This is a genomic window from Flavobacterium anhuiense, assembly GCF_050990855.1.
Lineage (GTDB): Bacteria > Bacteroidota > Bacteroidia > Flavobacteriales > Flavobacteriaceae > Flavobacterium > Flavobacterium anhuiense_C.
Genome location: NZ_CP158861.1, coordinates 4,963,719 through 4,987,860, shown reverse-complemented (window position 1 = coordinate 4,987,860; position 24,142 = coordinate 4,963,719). Strand labels below are relative to the sequence as shown.

Sequence of the window (24,142 nt, the reverse complement as noted above, 5' to 3'; positions counted from 1 at the left end):
AGTTTAGTCTTTGCCTTTATCGCGATATTGCTGTAATAATTTTCGATTAAAATCGTCCTCCGATTTTTTAAGCAATAATATTTTCTTGGCAGAAAGTACTTTTTTTAGATTACTCATGTATTTTTCACGAAGCTGATATATTTCTTTATCGGTACTTTCGATTTGAGATAATAAAGTTGCGGCCTCTTTATCTGAAAGATTTTTTAAATTCTCATCTTTTAGCTGTTTAATATAAGTTTTCATTTTCAGATACTTTAATTCATATTGCTTATCGTCGTAAGCATTATAAATTGGCCAGAATTTTTCGGCTTCAGTTGAAGTTAATTCCAATTCTGTTGTTAAAAATGACACTTTAAAAGCTTTAATTTTTTCTCGCTTTTCATCAATTTTTCCATTTTGCGCAAAAAAGGAAAAACTTGTCAGAAAGAGCAATAGCGGTAAAATGTTTTTTATTTTCATTGTTAAGTTAAGTTGTTGAGTTAAGTTTGATTTAATTTTGTTCTGAAATTAAGTGTTCTATGTTTGGACTTGTGGCTAGAATGTCTTCTAGTGTTTCGTCTTCTAGAGTAACATCGTTGCCTAATTTTTCAATATCACTGTCGTCTAAGGTTTGAATTAAATCGTATTGGCTGATATTAGAGTGATACGATAAATAAGTTTCTAAAGTGGCTTCATCAAGTTCGTTAGAATTGGCTCTGTAATTATTTACAATTGGTATTAATAATGCAAAAGCAATTACTGCAGCTGCTACCAGAGAAATGATTTTTTTACGTTTGTAAAAAGGAATTACTTTAACTTCTTTTTCGTTTAATTGCTGTAAAACCTTTTCTGAAAAAGTATCAAAATAATGCTCTGGAGTTTTAAAGCCAGATTTTATTTTGGGTTCGTTTTCTAATTTAAATGTTTTCATAATACTTATAAGATAGTTTTGGTTACAAAAGGTTTAATTTGATGTAACATATAATTCAATTTTTTTTACTGCGTGATGATAAGAGGCTTTTAGAGCTCCGACGGATGTTCCAAGAATATCTGCGATTTCTTCGTATTTTAATTCTTCAAAATATTTCATTTTGAAAACCAATTGCTGTTTTTCTGGAAGCGTTACAATTGCTTTTTGAAGTTTAATTTGAATATCGTCTCCATCAAAATAAAGATCAGCTTTTAAATTGTCGATTGTTTTATTCTGCAGATCTTCAGACGAAATCCCACTTAATTTTGCTTTTTGCGACAAAAAAGTCAAAGCTTCGTTGGTTGCAATGCGATACATCCAGGAAAAAAGTTTACTTTCTCCTTTAAAGTTTTTTAGATTTTGAAAGACTTTTACAAAAGTATTCTGTAAAACATCGTCGGCATCATCATGATTCAAAACAATGTTTCGAATATGAGAATACAAAGGTTTCTGATAATCAGACAAGAGTTTTTGAAACGCAATATTTTGCGTTTCAGGGCTTAATAATTGTTTTATAAATTCTTTCTCGTCTATCAAACTTTTTGTTTTGTAAACTTTCTTTAATAGAAGTTAGACAGAATTTAGTGCAAAAGGTTTAATGCACTTACGAAATTATTTAAAATTCTGAATCTTCTTCTTGCGCAGGCGTTTGCGTAGGAGCAGGAGCAGGTGCTGCCGGTTTGCGTTTTACAGGCTCTGTGCGCGGTTGCTCTGTACGCGGTTCACTTGTTGTAGTTTCGCCAGTACTTTCTGGAGCATAAACAGGCTCAGCAACAACAGGAACTACTTTTGGTTTTATTGGAAAATAAATTTCAGTCACCAATTTTGAAGAAGCTTTTACGTCCAGTTTGCTTAAAGTCAGGATTTCAAGATGTGACCAGCTCAAATCAGGAATGATCTTTTGGTTGTTTATATAAGCAGTTGTTTTTGCAATTGCTTCACTTCTATGTGAGTAATCTCCGTTAAGAGTGGTTTTTACAGCATCAAAGCCATTTAGTTTTCCAGATAAAATATCGCTTCCTGAACTGGTTGAAATTTCTTTGTTAATAGGTAGGCAAATTGAAATTTTAGCTAAACCAGTTTTGGTGTCATAGGTGTGATAAATAATGAAGGGTTTTCCACTTGCAGACAAACCGTTTGTTTCGCTAAAATGAATAAGCTTCGGAATTACAATTCTAGCGTTTTTATTTACTTTGGCAATTTCACTAGTAAAAGTTTGTTTGATATAAGGTGTTTCAGTTTTTTTTACCACTCCGTCTACTGTGACAGCGTAAGTTTTAGTTTCGTAATCTAAGTTTTTATCAATATTAGCTAAACTTTTCTCGTAAATGGTTCCAATCACTCTATCAGAACCTCCGTGAAGAGCTGTATATATTTTAAATAGAAAACTCATAGTTCCCTTTCCTTTCCAAGTAACTTTTGTTTTTCCGTTCAAAGTATCTTTTAAAGTCCAATTTACATCAGCTTCCGTTCCGTCAAATTGCATTTTTTGGTCAATGCTTTCGCCTTCTTTGGTTTTAAGAATGATCGAGTTTCCTTTACCTTCAGCACCATCCCAATAAAAGGCCGCGCCGTTTCCGCTAGTTTTATTAGCGTATGTCATTTTGATGGAAGGATCTTCAACAGACCAAGATTCAAAATCTTCGTAATTTCTAAAGTCGTTTAAGTAGTTATAAACCGTCGTACGTGGCGAATTAATAACTTTACTTCTCTCTACAGAAAAATCGCCTTTTTGAGTAGCAACAAAAACAGTAAGGGCGACGAAACTTAATAGGGCGAAAAGAAATAAATACTTTAGAATTTTCATGGTAGATTGATTGGTTTCGGTAAAGTTATAAATTTTATTATGAGTCTTACTAATAACCTATAATTATTAGTTTTTATTTTATTGCAACCAGAAAAATTATCTTTTTAAAAAGATCTTGATTACAAACAAAAGGACAATGAAAAGTAGAAAGGCAAGCAATACTTTGTAATTTCCTTTGTAAAAGACTTTGTGTAATTTTAGGTCTTTTCGATAAGCAAATATCATAATAATTACAAAAGCGATAAAAAAGCAGACTCCAAATAGTATTTGACCTTGACTGAACATAGTGATAAAAATTTTTTAGCAAATTTAGCCATTTGTAAACGATTTGCTGCTAAATTGCCTTTTCATTTCGTTGAATAAATTTTCATATTTATCAGAAAGTGACTTAAATTAGCCCAAAAAAGAAAACTACTATATGAAAAAACAACTTGACGCCGTTACAGAATTTCACACTGCTTTTAGAATTGGCCACAGTACTACTCCAAAGGCCGATGTAGGAGCGGAGAAAAAATTGCTTCGTTATAATTTGATGAAGGAAGAAAATGAGGAATATTATGAAGCGGTTCAGAATAATGATTTAGTTGAAATTGCAGATGCTCTTGGAGATATGATGTATATTTTGTGCGGAACAATCATTGAACACGGACTTCAAGATAAAATTGAAGCTGTTTTTGACGAAATCCAACGAAGCAATATGAGTAAATTAGGAGAAGACGGCCAACCAATTTATCGTGAAGATGGAAAAGTAATGAAAGGACCAAACTACTTTAAGCCAGATTTTTCGAAATTATTCTAATAAAAAATAGAACCCGATAAAATAAAATTTATCGGGTTTCTTTTTTTAAAGTTCATTAGGAACATCTTCTAATCGATAGTAAATTTTTAAGCCTCTTTCTTTTGCAATTCTTACATCGTTATCAGCACCTTTAGATTCCCCTTCAAGTCTTAATACAGCATCGCATTTTTCGAGAAGTCGGTGTGCGACTGGATATTGAATTTCGTCCCAAAAGCTATCGCCAATCTGTTTTGAACCGGCTAAATGAAGAAGAGGCAACGCAAGCCATTCGCCAATTATGGGTAGATGTCCCATTCGGAATAATGGCAATGCTACAGATTCTAATTTTTCTAAATTTTGTTGAATTAATTTAGGATCATCATTTGTCCCACCTCTATAAGGTCCTGCGATAAGTATAAGCATAATGTTTATTTTTTAGCAAAGCACACAAAAAAGAAGTAAGGAAAAAATAATGTAGTTTAAGAAAATGGCTTACTTGCTTTTATTAGCCCGAATCATACTCAAGAACTCAGGCGTAATTCCTAAATAAGAAGCTATTTGTTTTTGTTTGACCTGTTTGGAAATTTCGGGATATTTCTCCAAGAAAATGTGATAACGCTGTTCTGCAGTAAGCGAAAGGTTTTGAATAACTCTAATTTGTTCTCTTACGTAAGCGTTTTGCATGATAATTCTAAAGAATCGTTCAAATTTTGGAATCTTAATATACAAATCATCAAGATCTTCTTTTTTCAAGGAAAGGATGTTGCTGTCTTCAATTGCTTCAATGTTGAGCATGGCAGGTTGCTGATTGAGAAAGCAAGCCATATCGGTAATCCACCAGTCTGATATGGCAAACATAATGGTAGATTCTTTTCCGGCAGAATCTCTAAAAAAGGATCTTAAAGTGCCTGATTGCACAAAGTTGATGGTTCGGCAAATTTCTCCTTCTTCTAAAAGCATACTTTTTTTTAAATATTTCTTTTCGTTTAAAAGAGAAAGAAAGTAAGATTTTTCATTCTCGTCAAGTTCAATATGTTTGGCTATATTTTTTAAAACCGAATCGGGATCCATTTCGCTAGATGTATGGTATAATTATAGGTGTAAAATAAAAGTCCGATATTTCTTTTTTGAAATATCGGACTCTCTTCTAGTATGGTTTTGGATTATTGAACTTTAACGGTCCATCCGTAAGTATCTTCAGAAAGTTTGTTTTGAAGACTTGTTAGTTTTTCTTTTAAGAAAGAAGCATACGAATTTTCGATTGGAGCCATTTCAAAATATTCATCTTTATAAGAGAATCCTTTGATTACGCTAATAACCGCAGCAGTTCCTGCTCCGAAGATTTCTTTCAAAGATCCGTTTTTAGCAGCTTCAACCAATTCTGAAACAATTACTGGGCGAACTTCTACATTTAATCCTTCTTTTTCAGCCATTGCGATCAAACTTTTTCTAGTAACACCATCTAAAATTCTTTCGCTTGTTGGGGCTGTCAATAAAGTATCGTTGATTCTGAAGAAAACGTTCATTGTTCCCGCCTCTTCTAGTTTTGTGTGTGTTGCATCATCTGTCCAAATAACTTGTTGGAAACCATCTTTGTTTGCCAAGTTAGTTGGGTAAAATTGAGCAGCATAGTTTCCAGCAGCTTTTGCAGCTCCGATTCCACCATTTGCAGCTCTACTGAAATGTTCAGCAATAATAACTTTTACTTCACCTCCATAATAAGCTTTTGCAGGAGAAAGTAAAATCATAAATTTATATTCATCAGAAGGATTTGCGATAACTCCAGGACCTGTAGCAATCATAAAAGGACGGATGTACATACTAGCTCCGTTTCCTCTTTGAATCCATTCTTGATCAAGTTTCAATAATTCATTTAAACCATCCATAAAAATAGCTTCTGGAACTTCTGGCATAGCCATACGGACAGCAGAGTTATTAAAACGTTTGTAGTTTTCATCTGGTCTAAACAACCAAATGTCATTATTCTCATCTTTATAAGCTTTCATTCCTTCAAAAATAGCTTGTCCGTAGTGGAAAACTTTTGAAGATGGATCCATCAAAATTGGAGCATAAGGCTTAATGACAGGATTTTGCCATTGCCCGTTTTTAAAATCGCATTCGAATAAATGGTCTGTAAATACAGCACCAAAACTTAAGTTGTCAAAATCTACTTCGTTGATTTTTGTAGAAGTAGCTTTAATGATTTCAATTTTGCTCGTTTGAGTTGTACTCATAGTTATGTAAGTTTTTTGTGAGATATTCTTCACTATCAGAAAACTAAAGTGATGATATCGTGTAAAATGAAATTTATTGAATGCAAAATTACGTAAAAATCTGTAAAATACTTAATGAAAATTCATTATTTACTCGTTTTGACTGAGATTTATTTATCCTATAATAAACTCAAATATTTAGTTGATTTTTATAAAGAATTTATGAAAAAACTATCGATTTTTAAGGCTTTACGCATTTGTTTTGACTAAATTTGAATATTAAAATGGCTTGAAAATCAATAAAAAGCTATTGATAAATTCTTAAAAAGGTGAAAAGAGAAATAATTAAAACGCTAGATGGCTCAACTACAATTCGTTTGCCAGAGTGGGACGAATGCTATCATTCTAAACATGGTGCAATTCAAGAGGCAAAACATGTTTTTATCAAAAATGGACTTTCGTTATTCGATGGTCCTATAAGTATATTAGAGATTGGTTTTGGGACAGGATTAAATGCTTTTATTACTTTTTTGGAATCTGTTCGAAAAAAGCAAAATATTGAGTATGTTGGAGTAGAAGCGTATCCCGTTGATGCAGAAGAGATTCTAGCAATGAATTATGCGGATGAATTAGAAGCATCGGAATTTTATAACATTTTTGAAAAAATGCATAAATCGGAATGGGATGTAAAAATAGAAATTTGCGATCTGTTCTCGTTAACCAAAAGGAAACAATTTTTTCATGAAATCAACGATTTTGAAATTTTTGATTTGATTTATTTTGATGCCTTTGGTTATAGAGTGCAACCAGAACTTTGGAGTACTGAGATTTTTCAGAAAATGTATAATAGTTTAAAGCCAGACGGAGTTCTTGTTACCTACGCCGCTCGCGGAGTTGTTAAAAGGAGCATGATCGAGGTTGGATTTACTGTAGAAAAATTGGCAGGACCTCCAGGAAAAAGAGAAATGTTTAGAGCTTTTAAAAAGGTTTAAATGAGTTATTTAGAAAAATTCTATATTGATTTATATGTTTTAAGAAAACGTATTCGTTGCTAAAGTTTTTAAAAAAATAAGTTAAAAATAGAATTTATCTCGGTTATTTGTTTAAATTTGGCTCGAGTTTAAAAATTAGATAACCCCCGAAAATCTTATTTTATTATGTCAAAAATGATGTTTGATTACACGAAATCAATACTTGAAAGAGTTAGTTTCGACCCGGTACTTTTCTGCAAAGAGTTAGAAAAAGCTATCAAAACACTGTTACCTTACGAAATGGAACAATTACAAGAATGGTTACTAAATTTCGTAGTTGGAAAACCAGAATTAAAACAAAGTCTACAGCTAATTAAAGTATAAAAAAAGGAGCCAATTGGCTCCTTTTTTATTGTGCTTTCTTTTGTAGCGGACTAATGATTTGAACATTCTGAAAAACAATTGCGCCTTTCACAACGCCTGCAATTGTAGATCTTAGTGCATCAATGATTTGCATTTTTAATTCGCTCTTTGGGTAGATTAAACTTACCTCTCGAGCAGGTTTTGGCTCCTTAAAATTACGGAGTTTCAGTTTGTCGGATTCTTTTAAGTCTAAGGTGTGCAAGTACGGAAGTAGCGTTGTACCAAGGCCTTCGTCTGCCAATTTAATTAAGGTTTCAAAACTCCCGCTTTGAATCTGGAAATTAGTTTGATCGGCGTCTGAGACATTTTTGCACAAATTTAAAATACCGTCTCTAAAGCAGTGTCCGTCTTGTAATAACAGAATTTCATTTAAATTTAAATCGGCAACTTCAATTTCTTCTTTTTGAAAACTAGCATGATGCTCTGGTATATACGCTACGAAAGGTTCAAAATACAAAACAATTTCTTTGATTTTTTCGTCTTCAAGAGGTGTTGCAGCAATGGCAGCGTCCAAATGTCCGTTTTTGAGTTTTAAGATAATTTCTTCTGTGTTCAACTCTTCAATTAAGAGTTTTACTTTTGGATATTTTTTAATGAAATTATTCAAAAACATTGGAAGTAAAGTCGGCATAATCGTCGGTATTATTCCCAAACGAAATTCTCCTCCGATAAAACCTTTCTGCTGTTCTACAATATCCTTGATTCGATCCGCTTCGTTTACGATATTTTTTGCCTGACTTACAATTTTTTGGCCTATATCAGTAAGTTGAATGGGTTTTTTGCTTCTGTCGAAAATTAAAATATTAAGTTCTTCTTCGATTTTTTGTATTTGCATACTTAAGGTGGGCTGTGTTACGAAGCACTTTTCTGCGGCAAGTGTGAAATTTTTATGCTCAGCAACCGCTAACACATATTGTAATTGAGTTATAGTCATGTTGATAGTAATTTGTGATGCAAAAATAAGAAAATATAATTTTTATTTATATTTATTTTGGTAAAGTTAGGCTAAATTTGTAGTAAATTAGTGTAAAAAAATAGATTATGAAGACGAATATTTTAGGGTTGCCTGTAAAAGAATCAGAATTGTTAGTAAAAGAATTGAATGTATTATTGTCAAATTTTCAAGTGTATTACCAAAACTTAAGAGGAATTCATTGGAACATTCGTGGAAAACGTTTCTTTGATTTACATGTAAAATTTGAAGAATTATATACAGACGCGCAATTAAAAATCGATATGATTGCTGAAAGGGTTCTGACAATAGGAGGAACGCCATTGCATACTTTTGAAGATTATATTCAGAATAATAAATTAGCGATTGGAAAAAATATTTCTAACGACGAGAAAGCGGTTCAGTTAATTGTTCATTCGCTATCAGATTTATTAAAAATCGAAAGAGAAATATTGAACAAATCGGATGAAATTAATGATGAAGGAACCAATTCTATGATGAGCGACTTCATTTCTGAACAAGAAAAGACAATTTGGATGATGAACGCTTGGCTGGAAGAAACTTTATAAAGACTTGTTTTTTAAATAATTAAAAGCAGAATGGAATAAAAATTGCATTCTGCTTTTTTGTTTGTGTTAAATTTCTATGAATTTTCTTTGATTTTATTTGTTTAACGCTATTTTTGTTCTGATGAAATTTGTAGCTCGCATATTATTATTCATATTCATTGCCTTCTTATCGACCCCAACAATTGTTCAGGCGTTAAAGAAAGGGAATAGCGCGGCTATATCTATTAGCATTGCTGAAGAAGAAGTGCACAAAGAACTTAAAAATATAGTTCATCCCACTATTCTTGAGCACGAAGTTTTAATTCCGGTTTGCATCGAGAAAAAAACAATCATTTCTGAAAACATTGTCAAACTAGACAACATCTCTCCGAGCATCTTTGCTCCACCACCTAACATAGCATAATACTTCCCGATTATTTTGAACTTTAGCTGCATTTCTATCGAGATGTGGTAAATCTTTAATGAATAATTTTTTTAGTATTATATTATGACAAAAAAAATCAATCTTTTTGCCAACCTTAAATCTGATTTTGCTTCAGGTTTAGTGGTTTTCTTGGTAGCTCTTCCGTTGTGTTTAGGTATTGCAATGGCTTCTGGAGCACCATTATTTTCTGGAATTATCGCTGGTGTTGTTGGTGGTATCGTAGTAGGATACTTGAGCCAATCGCATATTAGTGTATCAGGTCCAGCTGCTGGGTTAACAGCTATCATTTTAACCGCAATTACCGATTTGGGAGCTTTCAATGTATTTTTAATGTCTGTATTTATTGCTGGATTAATTCAATTAGCATTAGGATTTTTAAAAGCTGGGAGTATATCAAACTATTTTCCAACAAACGTAATTGAAGGAATGTTAGCCGGTATCGGAATTATTATCATTTTAAAACAAATACCTCATGCCTTTGGTTATGATGCAGATTATGAAGGTGATCAAGCTTTTATTCAAAATGATGGAAGTAATTCATTTTCATTTCTATTTGATGTTTTAAATCATATTCATCTTGGTGCTGTAGTGGTTTCTGCAGTTTCATTGGTAATTTTATTAGCTTGGGATAAAGTGTCGTTCTTAAAAAGGATAAAACTGGTTCCTGGAGCTTTGGTTGCTGTTATAGCTGGAGTAGTTTTAAACGAAATATTTGTATCTACTGGAAGCACTTTGGCAATTGCAAAAGAACATTTGGTTTCTTTGCCAGTTCCAAAATCTTTTGAAGACTTTAAATCAATTATAATTACACCAGACTTCACCGCTGTTACAAATCCGCAAGTTTGGGTAGTTGCTATTACAATTGCCATTGTCGCTTCTATTGAAACGCTTTTATGTATTGAAGCTACTGATAGAATGGATGTGCAAAAACGTTATACCAATACCAATGTAGAGCTTAGAGCACAGGGTGTTGGTAATATTGTAAGTTCTCTCTTGGGAGGTTTGCCAATGACTTCTGTAGTGGTGCGATCTTCTGCTAACAACAATGCAGGAGCAAAATCTAAAATGTCGGCCATCATTCATGGTGTACTTTTATTAATAAGTGTGTTGTCTATACCAGCAATTTTAAACAAAATACCATTGGCAACATTGGCGACTGTTTTGATTTTGGTAGGATATAAATTAGCAAAACCAGCAGCCTTTATGCATTTCTGGAAAAAGGGGAAATACCAGTTTGTCCCTTTCATTGCAACTTTGGTCTTTGTCGTTGCGACAGATTTGCTAAAAGGTGTTGCGCTGGGAATTGTGATTAGTATCATTTTCGTTTTAAGAGGAAACTTAAAAAGAGCGTACAACTTCAAAAAAGAAGAATACGAGGATGGAGATATTATTCATATCGATTTAGCTCAAGAAGTTTCGTTTTTGAATAAAGCGGCTATTAAACAAACTTTATCTGAAATTCCAGAGAATTCTAAAGTTATCATTAATGCTCATGATACAGAATATATTTCGCACGATGTCTTAGATTTAATTCGCGAATTTAAAGATACCAGAGCAATCGATGAAAACATCAAAGTAAAGCTTAAAGGGTTTAAAGAAGCTTACGAATTAGAAAATACTCCCGAAAATCACAATCATGTAACCATAGAACATTACTATGATGTGGCAAAAAGGGAAGTGGTTCAAAAAGAAGTTATTAGATAAGAATAATTAAAAATAGGTGTTTTTAAAGCCCTAGAAATGTCAAATTTTAGGTAACTTTACATTCAAGTTCTTTTTTGAGACATTCCTAGAATTAGAAATTACCACACAAAAAATAAAGAAATGAGAAAATTTTATGAGCAGTTATTAGAAAACAATAAGAAGTGGGTTGAAACTTCATTGGCAAAAGATCCTAATTATTTTGCTGATTTGGCTAAAGGACAACAGCCGCCATTATTATGGATTGGTTGTTCTGATAGCCGTGTTCCTGCAAACGAAATAGTGGGTGCAAAACCAGGTGAAGTTTTTGTGCACAGAAACATTGCGAATATGGTGGTGCACTCTGATATGAACATGTTGAGTGTATTGGATTACGCTGTAAATGTTTTGAAAATTAAACACATTATCGTGTGCGGGCACTACGGATGTGGTGGTGTAAAGGCGGCGATGGGACACCAATCTGTTGGAATTATAGATAACTGGCTTCGTCACATTAAAGATGAATATCGTCTACATGATAAATATTTAAATTCGATTGAAAACGAAGAAGAGCGTTTTAATGCTTTTGTTGAAATCAATACAAAAGAGCAAGTTTACAACTTAGCAAAAACATCAATTGTTCAAAATGCTTGGAAAAATGGACAAGATTTAATGCTTCATGGTTGGGTTTACGGCCTGAATTCAGGTTTTGTGACTGACCTAGATGTAAACATTGCTTCAAACGATGAGCTAGATGAAGTTTACCAATTAGATCTTTAATACTGAGAAATAGAAATCGCCCTATAAAAGGGCGATTTTTTTTATTCATTTTCGTCTAAATTCTCATTAAATGCTGAAGGTAGCATCGTTGGAATAAACTTGATTAATATCGGCAGTAATAAACTTCCTCCTGGAAGTAAAAAGATGGTTAACGAAGGAATCGTTTTGCAGATGTCCAAAAGCTGTTTTTTTACTTTCTTCTTTTCTTTCGCATCCAAATCTCGCGTTGTGGAATAGGCGAGAAGCACCATTAATTCTTTACTTTGAACAATTTCTTTAATTAATCTGTTTTTGTTTCTTATGATTAATTTGACTACACTATGTGTCATTTGGTCATAAAAATGCTTAACAGGATTTGAATAATTAAAGTACGGAATCTTCTTTTTATGGGTAGTAATAAAAGCATTGGTTGTATCCATACTTTTGGTTACAAAATCGTCGCCAACTCCCATTGTTGAACCTAAAGCATAAAGAAAATACGATTCTTCATTTTCTACAACTCCATCGCTCCATAGGGCCATTCCGGCCATATCGATTAGATAATATTGTTCAAGTCTGTTTTTGAAGTAATCTAAATTTAGAGTTTCTAAAGTCTCAACTGTAACTTTAGAAAATTTAGAATAACGTATTGATGCTTCAAAAAGTTTGATCAATAAATCATCGTGCTGTGATTTTACGGTTTTGGTTTTTAAAGCCAAACCAACAATTCCGAGAACAGTTTCTTCAATTCTTTTTAAATATTTATCAGGAATTTCTCCATGCTCCAAGTATTGTCTGAAAGCTAGGACATCAATAAACAATAAAGCATTGGTGACCAAATGCGAAAAGTTTTTGCTAATGATACTGTCGTTAGTTTGAACTCTTTGGTCAATGATGTTTTCCAGAGATATGGAAGGAGTGTCTTTTGGTAATAAAATTTTCAGCAAATTAAAGCCTTCTGGATTCATTTGCTTGTAAAACTTTAAAACTTCTGAAATGAAATTGTTAGGTTCCGAACTTCTTTTCTCTAAACAAAAAACATGATAGAGCGTATTTAGTAAAGCTACTTTGGAAATTTCGGTTTTAAACCAGCCTTTTATCGTAATCGGAACTGGTGTGTCTAAAGCAATAATGTGTCCATAGATAAATCCCGTTTCTCTCACTTTATAGTAGAAAGAATCCACAGTTTCAAAAGGAATGGCTTCTGAAAACTTTTGTTCGCTAAAGAACTTGTCGATCCAGCCTGGTGCTGATGGGTTAATCATTGACTTAATTTTGCTGATGCAAAGCTAGGTCTTTTTCTTGTTTTAGAATTCATTTTAAAATGAAATAACCACTAGATTTTGTTAAAAATAGTGGTTATTCAAATTTTTCTTATTTAATGATTCCTGCGCAAGCAACTCTTCCTCCGGCATTTCCTGTTGGCTGAGTGGTAAAGTCATCTGTTCCAGCATGAACAATTAAACCTTTTCCTAAAACATCTTTATTAGCATCTCCGCAGCCAATACACCATTCGTCAGTAGTAAGAGTGATAGATCCGTTACCTTTTGCGTCAGCAGTAAAGTTTCCGATATCACCTGCATGGTATTCTCCAACTCCCCATTTTCCATGTTTTTTGAACTTTGGATTCCAGTGTCCTCCTGCAGAGCTTCCGTCTGCCGAACTACAATCTGCTTTTTCATGAATATGGATGGCGTGAACTCCAGGTTCTAATCCTGTAATTTTTGCTGTAAAAGTCACCTTGCCATTTTTTTCGACAAAAGTAGCAGTTCCAGCAACTTTACTATTGCTTTTTGGCTCTAATGCAACAGTTAGAGTTTTAGCATCATTTGATTTGTTATTTGTTTTACAGCCAACGATTAAGGCTGTAATTATAGCGAAAGAAACAATTAGTTTTTTCATATCTACGGGCATTTTTAATTAAAGATTAAGTAAATTTAACATAAAATAACGGAATTGATTAACTCTAAAAGTTAAAAAAAAGTCAAACTATACGTTATAAATTAATATCGATTGGGTTAAAAACCGAAAATATTGTTTAAATTCGTATAGGTTTTTAACGAATAATTTCTGAAGCCATCTTATCTAATTCGCTCACATTTAATTCTTAATGTTATGATGAAAAAGATTTTTGCCCTCGTTTTTTTTAGTTCGTTTTTAATTTCTTGCAAATGCGCAAAAACGGATGCTGTTTCTAAACTTGATGGAAATTGGGAACTGAATTATATTTCTGGTCCTCAAATTGCTTTCGAAGGATTGTATCCTAATAAAAAGCCTAACATTAAATTTAATACTAAAGAGAATCAGGTTTCTGGCAATGCTAGCTGTAATTCCTACACCGGAAAATTGGTGGTGGAAGGAAATAAAATAGATTTTACGCAACCAATGGCGGTTACTAAAATGATGTGCTTGGATGGATTGCAAGGTGAACAAACTTATTTGAACACGCTGCAAAAAATAACTTCTTACGACATTACAGATGATGGTAAGACATTGAATTTTATCTCTGGCGATATTGCAATGATGCGTTTTACTAAAAAATAAAGTTATGAAAACTACATTATCTGTTCTGTTATTGCTGATAAATGTTGTTAGTTTTTCGGTTTATGCACAGGAAAAATCAAAAAAAGAACTCAAACAAGAAAGAGAGTTAAAGAAGCAAAATGAAATTAAAGCACTTGTAGATTCGCAAAATTTTGTTTTTGAAGCTCAAAAAGCAACACCACAAGGCGGAAGATTACTTCAGCTAGATTATAATACTTATTTTTTGAAGTTTAAAACCGATAGTACAACTTGTGATCTTCCTTTTTTCGGACGAGCGTATAGCGTTGGATATAATGGCGATGGCGGAATAAAATTTGAAGGAAAGCCCGAAAATATTAAAGTTGAAGCGAAAAAGAATAATACAATTTTAAGAGCGACAGTAAGAGGTAAGAGTGATGTTTATGATTTGCTGTTTTCTATTTTTTATAACGGAAGCGCAACGCTTTCAATCAATAGTAATAATAGAGCCCCAATTAATTACGATGGAATAGTATATGCTCCAAAAACAACGGAGAAAAAATAATATAATTCATTTAACAAACTTGTCACAAATTCGTCTGAATATCTATGGTAAGAAAGTTTTTTTGGTTATTAAAAAAGTGGCAGTTTTCGGTTTTGTTTTTTTCTTTTGGTATTTTCTCTGTGTCTGGTCAGGATTTGGAACCTCGGGCGTATGCTAATGTTCCCAAAGATTTAAATGTAATTGCAGCGGGATACGTTTTCATGAATGGAAATGTGCTCACAGATCCGTCTTTGCCCATTGCCGATTTCACTCTTCGAAGTCATAATCTGGCTGTAAATTATATCAGGACATTTGGGATGTATAATAAACTGGCGCGTGTTCAGGTGGCGTTGCCTTATTCTTTTATGGATGGAGAGGTAACACGAACAAGTGGCGATGTTCTCACAGGATCTAGAACAGGTTTTGCCGATATGAAAATTAGAGTTGGAATTAATCTTTTGGGCTCGCCTGCTTTAGACAAATCAGAATTTAGATCTTTTCAGCAGAAAACGATTCTTGGGGTAAGTTTGGTTACTTCAGTTCCTACAGGAAGATATTACGACGACAAACAAGTTAATATAGGTACAAACCGTTGGGGATTTAAACCAGAAATAGGAGTTTCCAAGCTATTTAGGCATGTTTATGCTGAAGCATATGCTGGAGTTTGGTTTTATACTGATAATAATGATTATATGGGTAAAAAACTGGAACAAAAATCTACGTATAGTTTGCAGGCGCATGCTAGTTATTATTTTAAAAATCAGATGTGGCTTGGTTTTAATACCACTTGGTTTTTTGGAGGAAAAACAATTATTGATGGCGTTGCCGATGATAGCCAAATTGACAATTGGCGCGTCGGAGCGACTTTTTCTACTCCAATTGCAAAAGGACAATCTCTTAGATTTCAATATCACGTTGGGGCATATACCAACAATGGACTAAATTATTATGCCCTCTCTGCAGTTTACCAGTATTCTTTTTTTTAAAGGTTGTATAGTGGTTTAATGCGTTTAAAATCAGTATATTTGAGTATGCATATATTTTTTAAAAACAAATTTAAAATTAAAACTATGAAAAAATTAGGTCTTATTCTTATTTTGGCGGCAGCCTCATTTTCATCTTATGCACAGTCTTCATATAAAGAAGATTTAGAAGTAGTACAAAGTGTTTACGGAAAATCTAAAAGTGATCTGGTAAAACAATACATGAATTTATCTGATGCTCAAGCAACAGCCTTTACCAAAGTTTATGATGATTACGAAGTAGCTCGTAAAGCATTAGGGCAGACAAAGTTTCAATTGCTAAATGATTATGCGGCAAATTATGAAACTTTAACGGATGCTAAAGCTGATGAATTGGCTAAAGCTACATTAAAAAATCATGTTGACTACGAGAAGCTTTACTCTAAAACATACAATCAGGCTAAAAAAGCAATTGGATCTATAAATGCGGCAAAATTTATTCAGCTGGAAGTTTATCTTCAAACAATAATTAGAAGCGAAATTTTAGAAGCCATTCCGTTTATTGGCGAAATGGATAAGACTAAAACTAAAACGATGTAAAATAGTGGTTTATAAATAAAAAAATAGGGAATCAATTTGATTCCCTATTTTTTTATTTTTCAGTTTTCACTTTGTAAATCTCATTTACCATTCCGTCGCGGAAGCTATCTAGAGTAAGTTCCCAGAACATAATTCCGCCTAGTTTTTTAGCTTTTACATATTCTGCTTTTGCTTTGATAGATTTTAAATCATCTGATGTTGCAAAAGTTTTAGTTTGAGCATTGTACCAGTATGGAGCTTTTGCTTTATCATCCCAGAAATATTTCCAGCCGTTTGCTTCTGTATATGTTTTCGCGTAATCTTTAAAATTTACACCTTCAACGTGTTTTCCAGCTTGATATAAACCATTGTTAATGTTTTCTACGTTAATCCATTGCCTAGTATAAAAAGCACCCCCAATAACTAATTTTTCTGCAGGAACGCCTTGTTTTAATAAAAACTCAACCGCTCGATCTGTAGATTCTTCTTTTGGATTTGTGCTGTATAGAGGTGTATGATGACCTGTAACCTGAGAATATCCGTTTACTAAATCATAACTCATAATATTAATTCTATTAACTAATGGTGTTACTGCTTTCCAGTCGATAGATTCGTCTAAGTATTTTTGAAATCCTCCAGCAGCAAAACTTAACTCGTATTTTTTACCTAATGTCGAACGCAGGATTTTTACTAATTCAGTAAAATTTTGTTTATCAACCGCTTGATACAAATGCCCAGGAAGTCCTTCAATTGCAGGATATTCCCAATCCAAATCTAATCCGTCCACTTTATAAGAATCACTTAATTCTTTTACCGATTTTGCAAATTTTAAGCGCCCTTCAGCTGTAGAAAAAGCTTCAGAACATGGCTCGCAACCACCCCAGCCGCCAAGTGATACAATAATTTTAAGCTGTGGATTTTTAGCCTTAAGCGACACTAAATGTTTAATTGTATTAGAATCTTTATCTGAATCAACAGTTAATTTTCCGTCTTTTAAATGACAAAAACTGAAAATGATTTGATTTAATTTGTTGACTTCATATTTGTCAATAAGTTCTGAGTCGCCAGTGTAATAAGCGATAATATCCATTTTTTTATTTTTTTGTGCGAAAGTAGAGGTAAGACCAAAGCACAGCAAAAAGGATGCGATTAGGGTAATTTGTTTCATTATTTTGTTTTTTTATAGTTTTTAGAACGTTAAATATACTGTAATACATTTAATATTTAGCTATGCTGCCACTTTTAGAACACCAATTTTAACGAATATTTTGCAAATAGTTGCAAAATTATTGCGTCTTGTAAGTCATACCTTTCACAAAAAAAAACAAGTAAAAAAAGCCCGCGCAGTTTCGGACTTGCGCGGGCTTAAACAAATTAAAAGCTAAAAACTATTTTGAGATTAGAAGCAGTATGAATTCTCTGCAACTAATTTTTCTGCGATTTTTTCTCTCAATGCCACAACATTTGGCAGGTTGGTATATTTAGTGAAACGTTTAAGTCCCATTAACATCATACGTTGTTCGTCTCCTTCAGAGAATGAAGCGATTCCTTCTTTTCCTCTTAAGTTCACGATATCTACAGCTTTGTACAAGTATAATTTTGCCATTGCAATTTGCTCTTGCACTTTGTCTTCACCTTGAGATTTTGCTAATTTCTCAGTTCTCAAGATGGTACTTTCAGCCATGTAAATTTCGATCAAGATATCAGCAGCAGCCATTAATAACTGTTGGTGAGAATCTAAATCTGGACCATATTTTTGAACAGCACTTCCTGCAACCATTAAGAAAACTTTTTTCAAGTTAGCCACGATTACTTTTTCTTCTGAGAATAATTCAGAGAAATCTGGAGTATCAAAAGATGGAATTCCCATTAATTCTTCTTGAACTTTCATTGCTGGTCCAAGTAAATCAACATGTCCTTTCATTGCTTTTTTGATCAACATACCTACAGAAAGCATTCTGTTGATTTCATTTGTACCTTCGTAAATACGAGCGATACGAGCATCTCTCCAAGCGCTCTCCATCGGAGTGTCTTCAGAGAATCCCATTCCACCAAAAACTTGAATACCTTCGTCAGAACAGTTTTGAACGTCTTCAGAAACCGCTACTTTCAAGATAGAACACTCGATAGCGTATTCTTCAACACCTTTCAATTCTGCTTCTTGGTGAGAAGTTCCTTCTGCTTCACGAGCAGCAATTCTGTCCTCGATGTCTTTTGCAGCACGGTAAGAAGCACTTTCTCCAGCGTAAGCATTTGTTGCCATTTCAGCCAATTTAGAACGGATTGCTCCAAAAGATGAAATAGAAGTATTGAACTGAATTCTTTCGTTTGCATATTTTACAGCGCCAGAAGTAACTCTTCTTTGAGCATCTAAACAAGCTGCAGCTAGTTTAATACGTCCAACGTTCAAAGCATTCATAGCGATTTTGAAACCGTTTCCTCTTTCAGATAACATGTTTTCAACTGGAACTTTTGTTTCATTGAAGAAAACCTGACGAGTAGAAGAAGCACGGATTCCTAATTTATGCTCTTCTTCATTCATAGAAATTCCGTTTGACGGATCGTTTTCTACGATGAAACCTGTAATGTTTTTATCATCTCCAATACGAGCAAAAACGATGAAAACGCTACAGAAACCTGCATTCGAAATCCACATTTTTTGACCTGTAATAGAGTAGTATTTTCCGTCATCAGATAAAACTGCTTTTGTTTTTCCGGAATTAGCATCAGATCCTGCGCCTGGCTCAGTTAAACAGTAAGCACCAAACCATTCTCCAGAAGCTAATTTCGGAACGTATTTTTTCTTTTGTTCCTCAGTTCCGTAAAGTGTAATTGGCATTGTCCCAATTCCAGTATGAGCACCAAAAGCTGTAGAGAAAGATCCAGTTGCTCCAGAAATGTAGTCACAAACTAACATTGTAGAAACAAACCCCATTCCTAATCCGCCGTATTCTTCTGGAACTGCAACTCCTAAAAGTCCCAATTCACCTGCTTTACGCATTGAAGATTCGGTATAAGCGTAATCTTTCTTTTCAAAACGATCTTTATGCGCCCATAATTCTTTGTCTACGAACTCTTTTACAGAGTCACGCATCATTAACTGCTCTTCTGAGAAATCTTCTGGAGTAAAGATATCTTCACATTTTGTTTCTTTAACTAGGAATTGACCTCCTCTTGTTTTGTCGCTCATGACTTTTTTGTTTTTTAGATTTTATAGATGAAAAGAAGCAAGAAGCAAGAGGAAAGATTTAATCTAACTTGCTTATGAAACCTGATGTCATCCTTTGAAATTCAATTATTTTGTTTTCTAATTTTTCTGTTTTTTCTTTTGTTAGATAGTCGTTCTGACAAGCTATTAACAATTGTGTCTGCAATTCAAAAGACGATCCTAAACTAATATTCAGATAATGTTGAAAATGTTTATTTCCTCTGTTCGAACCTTCGGCAATATTAGAAGGCATTGAAACAGAACATCGATTCATTTGACTTACCAAACTATAGGTTTCAGATTTTGGAAAAGAGGAAGTTAGTTTATAGATATCATTTGTGATCTCCATAGCAATAATCCAAATTTTCAAATTCTTAAAATTGTGTTTCATGTTTTTTATGGCAAGATAAGAAGAAAAATTAAAAGTAAGTTTTTTACTACTTTTTAAAAATATTTTCAGACTGTATTTTTATTCCAATAGAAAGTCTTTCCTCTTGCTTCTTTCCTCTAAAAAGTCTTTACAACACCTCGTATATCCCAGCACTTCCTTGCCCTGTACCTACACACATAGAAACAATTCCGTACTTGTTACCACGACGTTTCATCTCATCAAATAACTGAACAGAAAGTTTAGCACCAGTACAACCTAGAGGGTGTCCTAACGAAATTGCTCCACCGTTTACGTTTACGATATCTGGATTTAAACCTAATTCACGAGTTACCGCTAAAGCTTGTGAAGCAAAAGCCTCGTTTAATTCAATTAATTCGATATCGTTCAATGTTAATCCTGCTTGTTTTAAGGCTTTCGGAATCGCTTTTACAGGTCCGATACCCATAATTCTTGGCTCAACACCAGAAGAAGCAAAGTTTACCAGACGTGCAATTGGTTCAAGATTTAATTCTTTTACCATGTCTTCGCTCATGATTAAAACGAAAGCAGCACCGTCACTCATTTGTGAAGAGTTACCAGCAGTTACACTTCCGTCAGCAGCGAAAACCGGTCTTAAACCTGCTAAAGCTTCTTTAGAAGTTCCAGCTCTTGGCCCTTCGTCTTTATTAACTACGTATGATTTTGTTTCTTTTTTACCATTTTCATTAATGAAAGTCTGCTCGACAGTAATTGGAACGATTTGTTTGTCAAATTTTCCTTCTGCTTGTGCTTTTAAAGCTTTCATATGAGAATTGTAAGCAAACTCATCCTGATCTTCTCTAGAAACGTTGTATTGTTTGGCAACCGCTTCAGCAGTTAAACCCATTCCCCAGTAGTAATCTTCGTGACCTGCAGCAGCAACTTTATAATCTGGAGTTGGTTTGTAACCTCCCATCGGAATATAACTCATGCTTTCTGCACCACCAGCAATGATACAATCTGCCATTCCTGATTGGATTTTAGCCGTTGCCATTCCGATAGTTTCTAATCCAGATGCGCAGTAACGGTTTACTGTAACTCCAGGAACGTCTTCTACTTTTAATCCCATTAAAGAGATCAAACGACCAACGTTAAGTCCTTGTTCTGCTTCTGGCATTGCATTTCCAACCATAACGTCGTCAATACGTTTTTTGTCAAAATCAGGCAGTTCATTCATCATAAACTGAATGGTTTCAGCAGCCAATTCATCAGGTCTTTTAAATCTAAAAACACCTTTTGGAGCTTTTCCAACTGCTGTTCTATATGCTTTTACTATATATGCTGTTTTCATTTGTTTTGTTTTTTTTAAGATTGGTAGAAGAAAGATGCAAGAAGCAAGATTTCAAAACAGAGTTTTTTCTTTTCTCTTGCTTCTTTCTTCTTTTTATCTATTTTTCTAGTTACGAAGCGGTTTTCCTTTAGTTAACATATACTGAATACGCTCAAGGGTTTTTCTCTCTGTACATAAACTCAAGAAAGCTTCACGTTCGATATCTAATAAGTATTGTTCAGAAACCAAAGTTGCTTCAGATAAATCACCTCCAGCCATTACGTAAGCCAGTTTGTTAGCGATTTTCTTGTCGTGTTCAGAGATGTATTTTCCAGCTTCCATTTGATCCGTTCCAACTAAGAACATACCCAAAGCTTGTTTTCCTAAAACTTTAATATCGTTTCTTCTGATTGGCTGTGTGTAACCTGCTTCTGCCATTAGCAAGGCATGTTTCTTAGCTTCAGCAATCTGACGATCTTTGTTTACTACAATGATATCTTTACCATGTTGTAAAAGTCCAGTGTCAAATGCTTCGTAACCTGAAGTTGATACTTTTGCCATTGCGATAGTCAAGAAATATTCTTGAAGAACGTTCAATTCCACATCGTTTTTGCGGAATAAATCGGAAGCTCTTAAAGTCAATTCTTTAGAACCACCACCACCAGGAATAACTCCAACACCAAATTCAACTAATCCCATGTAAGTTTCTGCAGCAGCAACTACTTTATCAGCATGTAAACTCATTTCGCATCCACCACCAAAAGTCATTCCGTGAGGCGCAACGATTACTGGAATTGAAGAATAACGAACACGCATCATAGTGTCTTGGAACAATTTGATAGCCATGTTCAATTCGTCGTATTCCTGCTCAACTGCCATCATGAAAATCATTCCGATATTAGCTCCAACAGAGAAATTCGCAGCTTGGTTTCCAATAACTAAACCTTGGTGTTCTTTTTCGGCTAATTCAATCGCTTTATTGATCGCTGAAAGAACATCACCACCAATTGTATTCATTTTAGATTGGAATTCTAAGTTTAAGATTCCGTCTCCTAAATCTTGGATAATTGCTCCACTATTGCTCCAAACTTTTTTGCTTTCGCGAATGTTGTTCAGAATAATAAATGAATCTTGTCCAGGAACTTTTACTTGAGATTTTGTTGGAAGGTTATAGAAATAAGTAGCACCTTCTTTAACAGTATAGAAACTGTCGCTTCCAGAAGCCAACATTTCGTTCACCCATGCAGCAGGTTCTAAACCTTCAGCTTTCATGATTTCAATTCCTTTTGCAACACCGATAGCATCCCAGATTTCGAATGGACCATTTTCCCATCCAAAACCAGCTTTCATAGCGTCATCAATTTTGTATAATTCGTCTGAAATTTCAGGAATTCTGTTTGAAACATAAGCAAACATTCCAGCGAAACTCTTACGGTAGAATTCTCCTGCTTTGTCTGTTCCTTTTACTAAAACTTTAAAACGATTGATTGGTTTGTCGATCGTTTTAGTTAATTCTAAAGTGGCAAAATTTGCTTTTTTTGCAGCGCGGTATTCTAATGTATCTAAGTCTAAAGAAAGAATATCTTTATCTACTTTTTTGTAGAAACCTTGTCCAGTTTTGCTTCCTAACCAATTATTTTCCATCATTTTGTTGATGAAGTCAGGAAGTTTGAACAATTCGTGTTGCTCGTCGTTTGGACAGTTTTCATAAATACCATTAGCAACGTGCACCAAAGTATCTAAACCAACAACGTCAACGGTACGGAAAGTAGCCGATTTTGGACGGCCAATTACTGGTCCAGTCAATTTATCAACTTCTTCAATCGTTAATCCCATTTCTTTAACCAAATGGAATAAACTCTGAATTCCGTAAATACCAATTCTGTTTCCAATAAATGCTGGAGTATCTTTAGCAACAACGGAAGTTTTTCCTAAGAATTTAGAACCGTATTCGTTTAAGAAATCCAATACTTCAGAAGAAGTTTTTGGACCAGGAATAATTTCGAATAATTTTAAGTAACGCGCAGGGTTAAAAAAGTGCGTTCCGCAGAAGTGTTGTTGGAAATCTTCGCTTCTTCCTTCGCTCATAAAGTGAATTGGAATACCAGAAGTATTAGAAGTAACCAAAGTTCCCGGTTTGCGGAATTTGTCGATTTGTTCGAATACTAATTTCTTAACATCCAAACGCTCCACTACGACCTCGATGATCCAGTCCACATTAGCAATTTTTGCCATATCGTCTGTCGTATTTCCAGTAGTGATTCGGCTAGCGAATTTCTGACTGTAAATAGGAGAGGGTTTCGATTTTAATGAGTTCGCCAAATGGTCATTTACCACACGGTTGCGAACGGCTTTACTTTCAAGAGTTAATCCTTTTTTAGCTTCAGCTTCTGTCAACTCGCGAGGAACGATGTCAAGCAGTAAAACTTCAACACCAATGTTGGCAAAATGACAAGCTATACCTGAACCCATAATTCCGGATCCAATTACAGCAACTTTTTTAATTGTGCGTTTCATACTTTAGTTAATTTGTTTTTTGCAGTTTTCGAATTATTTCTTGTCTTGCGAAATGCTATTCGTTTTCTGCGTTTTCTGTTTGATTAAATATGTTTTTGTCGTGAATCAATTCATTAATGATTTCCGATACTTCGATAAAGTGTTTCAGCTTTTCCTCAGAAACGTGTTTTCTAACGGTTTCATTAAACTTCAGGACAGTATTTTTAGATAAATCTCTTTTTTCTTTTCCAAATTCGGTTAGGTAAATCAAAACGCCTCTTCCGTCACTTGGGTTTTTCTTGCGAACAATCAAACCTTTTTCTTCCATAGATTTTAATGTTCTCGTCAAGCTCGTTGCTTCCATGCCCATTCTCGGCCCTAAAGCGGTTGATGGCGTTCCTTCTTCCTTGTCCATACTTAAAAGCGCAAACCCGGTTGCCATTGTGGCATCGTATTTTGCAGCCTCTTCATTATACATTCTTGAAACAGCTTGCCATGTTGCTCTCAAAATATAATCTATCGTTTTATCTTTCATATGGTAACTATATCGATTTCAAATATAATCAAAAAATACTATGCATGCATATTATTTTTTCATAAATTTTTGGTTAGTTAAATAATATCCCTGATTTACTGGGGTTTGTGGT

General features: G+C 34.0%; 26 protein-coding genes. 10 read left to right on the top strand and 16 right to left on the bottom strand.

What is annotated here, in order from left to right; translation table 11 throughout:
- Positions 1-3 precede the first annotated feature (3 nt).
- The 4 genes from ABTV69_RS21560 to ABTV69_RS21545 form a co-directional block, all read right to left on the bottom strand.
- On the bottom strand, positions 4-459 hold the full coding sequence (locus ABTV69_RS21560; RefSeq protein ID WP_433832520.1) for a sensor of ECF-type sigma factor: 456 nt from the start codon (positions 457-459) through the stop codon (positions 4-6).
- A gap of 31 nt (positions 460-490) precedes the next feature.
- Positions 491-910, bottom strand: a complete 420-nt coding sequence (locus ABTV69_RS21555) for a hypothetical protein (protein ID WP_433832518.1) — start codon at positions 908-910, stop codon at positions 491-493.
- A 33-nt stretch (positions 911-943) separates the two neighbouring features.
- Entirely contained in the window at positions 944-1,486 is a 543-nt protein-coding gene (locus ABTV69_RS21550; protein WP_433832516.1) for an RNA polymerase sigma factor, read from the bottom strand.
- Positions 1,487-1,565: 79 nt separating this feature from the next.
- Complete coding sequence (locus ABTV69_RS21545) at positions 1,566-2,756, bottom strand: SRPBCC family protein (protein WP_433832514.1); 1,191 nt, start codon at positions 2,754-2,756, stop codon at positions 1,566-1,568.
- Positions 2,757-3,174: 418 nt separating this feature from the next.
- Here ABTV69_RS21545 and ABTV69_RS21540 point away from each other — a divergent pair, with 418 nt between their 5' ends.
- On the top strand, positions 3,175-3,555 hold the full coding sequence (locus ABTV69_RS21540) for a nucleoside triphosphate pyrophosphohydrolase family protein (RefSeq protein ID WP_198856490.1): 381 nt from the start codon (positions 3,175-3,177) through the stop codon (positions 3,553-3,555).
- 45 nt (positions 3,556-3,600) lie between these two features.
- Here the strand turns inward: ABTV69_RS21540 and ABTV69_RS21535 are convergent, their stop codons facing one another.
- The 3 genes from ABTV69_RS21535 to ABTV69_RS21525 form a co-directional block, all read right to left on the bottom strand.
- Positions 3,601-3,957, bottom strand: a complete 357-nt coding sequence (locus tag ABTV69_RS21535) for a DUF4406 domain-containing protein (RefSeq protein WP_433832512.1) — start codon at positions 3,955-3,957, stop codon at positions 3,601-3,603.
- 69 nt (positions 3,958-4,026) lie between these two features.
- Positions 4,027-4,605, bottom strand: coding sequence for a Crp/Fnr family transcriptional regulator (locus tag ABTV69_RS21530; RefSeq protein WP_433832510.1), 579 nt, complete (start codon positions 4,603-4,605; stop codon positions 4,027-4,029).
- A gap of 92 nt (positions 4,606-4,697) precedes the next feature.
- The gene (locus tag ABTV69_RS21525; RefSeq protein ID WP_433832508.1) at positions 4,698-5,768 is read right to left on the bottom strand and encodes a branched-chain amino acid aminotransferase; all 1,071 of its coding nucleotides are present in this window, start codon (positions 5,766-5,768) and stop codon (positions 4,698-4,700) included.
- 308 nt (positions 5,769-6,076) lie between these two features.
- On the opposite strand from ABTV69_RS21525, the gene mnmD reads away from it, so the two are divergent.
- On the top strand, positions 6,077-6,739 hold the full coding sequence (gene mnmD, locus ABTV69_RS21520) for a tRNA (5-methylaminomethyl-2-thiouridine)(34)-methyltransferase MnmD (protein WP_433832506.1): 663 nt from the start codon (positions 6,077-6,079) through the stop codon (positions 6,737-6,739).
- A gap of 165 nt (positions 6,740-6,904) precedes the next feature.
- Positions 6,905-7,102: a hypothetical protein gene (locus ABTV69_RS21515; protein WP_008468486.1), complete on the top strand. Its 198-nt coding sequence runs from the start codon at positions 6,905-6,907 to the stop codon at positions 7,100-7,102.
- 25 nt (positions 7,103-7,127) lie between these two features.
- Here ABTV69_RS21515 and ABTV69_RS21510 read toward each other — a convergent pair whose 3' ends face one another.
- Entirely contained in the window at positions 7,128-8,075 is a 948-nt protein-coding gene (locus ABTV69_RS21510; protein ID WP_433832504.1) for a LysR substrate-binding domain-containing protein, read from the bottom strand.
- 107 nt (positions 8,076-8,182) lie between these two features.
- Between ABTV69_RS21510 and ABTV69_RS21505 the strand changes: the two genes are divergently transcribed.
- From ABTV69_RS21505 to can, 3 genes are all read left to right on the top strand, one after another.
- Positions 8,183-8,662, top strand: coding sequence for a Dps family protein (locus ABTV69_RS21505; protein WP_433832502.1), 480 nt, complete (start codon positions 8,183-8,185; stop codon positions 8,660-8,662).
- 487 nt (positions 8,663-9,149) lie between these two features.
- Complete coding sequence (locus ABTV69_RS21500; RefSeq protein ID WP_433832500.1) at positions 9,150-10,790, top strand: SulP family inorganic anion transporter; 1,641 nt, start codon at positions 9,150-9,152, stop codon at positions 10,788-10,790.
- A gap of 120 nt (positions 10,791-10,910) precedes the next feature.
- Positions 10,911-11,546 (top strand): carbonate dehydratase, encoded by a 636-nt coding sequence (gene can / locus ABTV69_RS21495; protein WP_184160776.1) that lies wholly within the window; start codon positions 10,911-10,913, stop codon positions 11,544-11,546.
- Positions 11,547-11,587: 41 nt separating this feature from the next.
- On the opposite strand, the gene ABTV69_RS21490 is transcribed toward can, so the two are convergent.
- Both ABTV69_RS21490 and ABTV69_RS21485 read right to left on the bottom strand, forming a co-directional pair.
- Positions 11,588-12,790 carry an LETM1-related biofilm-associated protein gene (locus ABTV69_RS21490; protein WP_433832498.1) on the bottom strand — a complete coding sequence of 401 codons (1,203 nt, stop codon included), beginning with the start codon at positions 12,788-12,790 and terminating at the stop codon, positions 11,588-11,590.
- A 109-nt stretch (positions 12,791-12,899) separates the two neighbouring features.
- Positions 12,900-13,427 (bottom strand): superoxide dismutase family protein, encoded by a 528-nt coding sequence (locus tag ABTV69_RS21485; protein ID WP_433832496.1) that lies wholly within the window; start codon positions 13,425-13,427, stop codon positions 12,900-12,902.
- Positions 13,428-13,640: 213 nt separating this feature from the next.
- Here ABTV69_RS21485 and ABTV69_RS21480 point away from each other — a divergent pair, with 213 nt between their 5' ends.
- The 4 genes from ABTV69_RS21480 to ABTV69_RS21465 all read left to right on the top strand — a co-directional run bounded on the left by ABTV69_RS21480 (position 13,641) and on the right by ABTV69_RS21465 (position 16,133).
- On the top strand, positions 13,641-14,069 hold the full coding sequence (locus ABTV69_RS21480; RefSeq protein WP_433832494.1) for an META domain-containing protein: 429 nt from the start codon (positions 13,641-13,643) through the stop codon (positions 14,067-14,069).
- 4 nt (positions 14,070-14,073) lie between these two features.
- Positions 14,074-14,592, top strand: coding sequence for a DUF4251 domain-containing protein (locus ABTV69_RS21475; RefSeq protein WP_433832492.1), 519 nt, complete (start codon positions 14,074-14,076; stop codon positions 14,590-14,592).
- Positions 14,593-14,636: 44 nt separating this feature from the next.
- Positions 14,637-15,557 carry a transporter gene (locus ABTV69_RS21470; protein ID WP_433832490.1) on the top strand — a complete coding sequence of 307 codons (921 nt, stop codon included), beginning with the start codon at positions 14,637-14,639 and terminating at the stop codon, positions 15,555-15,557.
- Between the two features lie 84 nt (positions 15,558-15,641).
- The gene (locus ABTV69_RS21465) at positions 15,642-16,133 is read left to right on the top strand and encodes a hypothetical protein (protein WP_433832488.1); all 492 of its coding nucleotides are present in this window, start codon (positions 15,642-15,644) and stop codon (positions 16,131-16,133) included.
- A 52-nt stretch (positions 16,134-16,185) separates the two neighbouring features.
- Here ABTV69_RS21465 and ABTV69_RS21460 read toward each other — a convergent pair whose 3' ends face one another.
- From ABTV69_RS21460 to ABTV69_RS21435, 6 genes are all read right to left on the bottom strand, one after another.
- Positions 16,186-17,280, bottom strand: coding sequence for a glycoside hydrolase family 18 protein (locus ABTV69_RS21460; RefSeq protein WP_433832486.1), 1,095 nt, complete (start codon positions 17,278-17,280; stop codon positions 16,186-16,188).
- Between the two features lie 231 nt (positions 17,281-17,511).
- A complete protein-coding gene (locus tag ABTV69_RS21455) occupies positions 17,512-19,302 on the bottom strand; it encodes an acyl-CoA dehydrogenase family protein (protein ID WP_433832484.1) in 1,791 nt (596 codons plus the stop codon).
- Between the two features lie 58 nt (positions 19,303-19,360).
- Positions 19,361-19,711, bottom strand: a complete 351-nt coding sequence (locus ABTV69_RS21450; RefSeq protein ID WP_433832482.1) for a four helix bundle protein — start codon at positions 19,709-19,711, stop codon at positions 19,361-19,363.
- Positions 19,712-19,838: 127 nt separating this feature from the next.
- Positions 19,839-21,020 (bottom strand): thiolase family protein, encoded by a 1,182-nt coding sequence (locus tag ABTV69_RS21445; protein ID WP_207295242.1) that lies wholly within the window; start codon positions 21,018-21,020, stop codon positions 19,839-19,841.
- A 105-nt stretch (positions 21,021-21,125) separates the two neighbouring features.
- Positions 21,126-23,516 (bottom strand): 3-hydroxyacyl-CoA dehydrogenase/enoyl-CoA hydratase family protein, encoded by a 2,391-nt coding sequence (locus ABTV69_RS21440; protein ID WP_433832479.1) that lies wholly within the window; start codon positions 23,514-23,516, stop codon positions 21,126-21,128.
- A 55-nt stretch (positions 23,517-23,571) separates the two neighbouring features.
- Positions 23,572-24,030 carry a MarR family winged helix-turn-helix transcriptional regulator gene (locus ABTV69_RS21435; protein ID WP_433832477.1) on the bottom strand — a complete coding sequence of 153 codons (459 nt, stop codon included), beginning with the start codon at positions 24,028-24,030 and terminating at the stop codon, positions 23,572-23,574.
- Positions 24,031-24,142 lie beyond the last annotated feature (112 nt).

Coding starts and splice junctions, on each gene's coding strand:
- ABTV69_RS21560 (WP_433832520.1), bottom strand. CDS start 459: ATGAAAATAAAAAACATTTTACCGCTATTGCTCTTTCTGACAAGTTTT.
- ABTV69_RS21555 (WP_433832518.1), bottom strand. CDS start 910: ATGAAAACATTTAAATTAGAAAACGAACCCAAAATAAAATCTGGCTTT.
- ABTV69_RS21545 (WP_433832514.1), bottom strand. CDS start 2,756: ATGAAAATTCTAAAGTATTTATTTCTTTTCGCCCTATTAAGTTTCGTC.
- ABTV69_RS21540 (WP_198856490.1), top strand. CDS start 3,175: ATGAAAAAACAACTTGACGCCGTTACAGAATTTCACACTGCTTTTAGA.
- ABTV69_RS21535 (WP_433832512.1), bottom strand. CDS start 3,957: ATGCTTATACTTATCGCAGGACCTTATAGAGGTGGGACAAATGATGAT.
- ABTV69_RS21530 (WP_433832510.1), bottom strand. CDS start 4,605: ATGGATCCCGATTCGGTTTTAAAAAATATAGCCAAACATATTGAACTT.
- ABTV69_RS21525 (WP_433832508.1), bottom strand. CDS start 5,768: ATGAGTACAACTCAAACGAGCAAAATTGAAATCATTAAAGCTACTTCT.
- ABTV69_RS21515 (WP_008468486.1), top strand. CDS start 6,905: ATGTCAAAAATGATGTTTGATTACACGAAATCAATACTTGAAAGAGTT.
- ABTV69_RS21510 (WP_433832504.1), bottom strand. CDS start 8,075: ATGACTATAACTCAATTACAATATGTGTTAGCGGTTGCTGAGCATAAA.
- ABTV69_RS21505 (WP_433832502.1), top strand. CDS start 8,183: ATGAAGACGAATATTTTAGGGTTGCCTGTAAAAGAATCAGAATTGTTA.
- ABTV69_RS21500 (WP_433832500.1), top strand. CDS start 9,150: ATGACAAAAAAAATCAATCTTTTTGCCAACCTTAAATCTGATTTTGCT.
- can (WP_184160776.1), top strand. CDS start 10,911: ATGAGAAAATTTTATGAGCAGTTATTAGAAAACAATAAGAAGTGGGTT.
- ABTV69_RS21490 (WP_433832498.1), bottom strand. CDS start 12,790: ATGATTAACCCATCAGCACCAGGCTGGATCGACAAGTTCTTTAGCGAA.
- ABTV69_RS21485 (WP_433832496.1), bottom strand. CDS start 13,427: ATGAAAAAACTAATTGTTTCTTTCGCTATAATTACAGCCTTAATCGTT.
- ABTV69_RS21480 (WP_433832494.1), top strand. CDS start 13,641: ATGATGAAAAAGATTTTTGCCCTCGTTTTTTTTAGTTCGTTTTTAATT.
- ABTV69_RS21475 (WP_433832492.1), top strand. CDS start 14,074: ATGAAAACTACATTATCTGTTCTGTTATTGCTGATAAATGTTGTTAGT.
- ABTV69_RS21470 (WP_433832490.1), top strand. CDS start 14,637: ATGGTAAGAAAGTTTTTTTGGTTATTAAAAAAGTGGCAGTTTTCGGTT.
- ABTV69_RS21465 (WP_433832488.1), top strand. CDS start 15,642: ATGAAAAAATTAGGTCTTATTCTTATTTTGGCGGCAGCCTCATTTTCA.
- ABTV69_RS21460 (WP_433832486.1), bottom strand. CDS start 17,280: ATGAAACAAATTACCCTAATCGCATCCTTTTTGCTGTGCTTTGGTCTT.
- ABTV69_RS21455 (WP_433832484.1), bottom strand. CDS start 19,302: ATGAGCGACAAAACAAGAGGAGGTCAATTCCTAGTTAAAGAAACAAAA.
- ABTV69_RS21450 (WP_433832482.1), bottom strand. CDS start 19,711: ATGAAACACAATTTTAAGAATTTGAAAATTTGGATTATTGCTATGGAG.
- ABTV69_RS21445 (WP_207295242.1), bottom strand. CDS start 21,020: ATGAAAACAGCATATATAGTAAAAGCATATAGAACAGCAGTTGGAAAA.
- ABTV69_RS21440 (WP_433832479.1), bottom strand. CDS start 23,516: ATGAAACGCACAATTAAAAAAGTTGCTGTAATTGGATCCGGAATTATG.
- ABTV69_RS21435 (WP_433832477.1), bottom strand. CDS start 24,030: ATGAAAGATAAAACGATAGATTATATTTTGAGAGCAACATGGCAAGCT.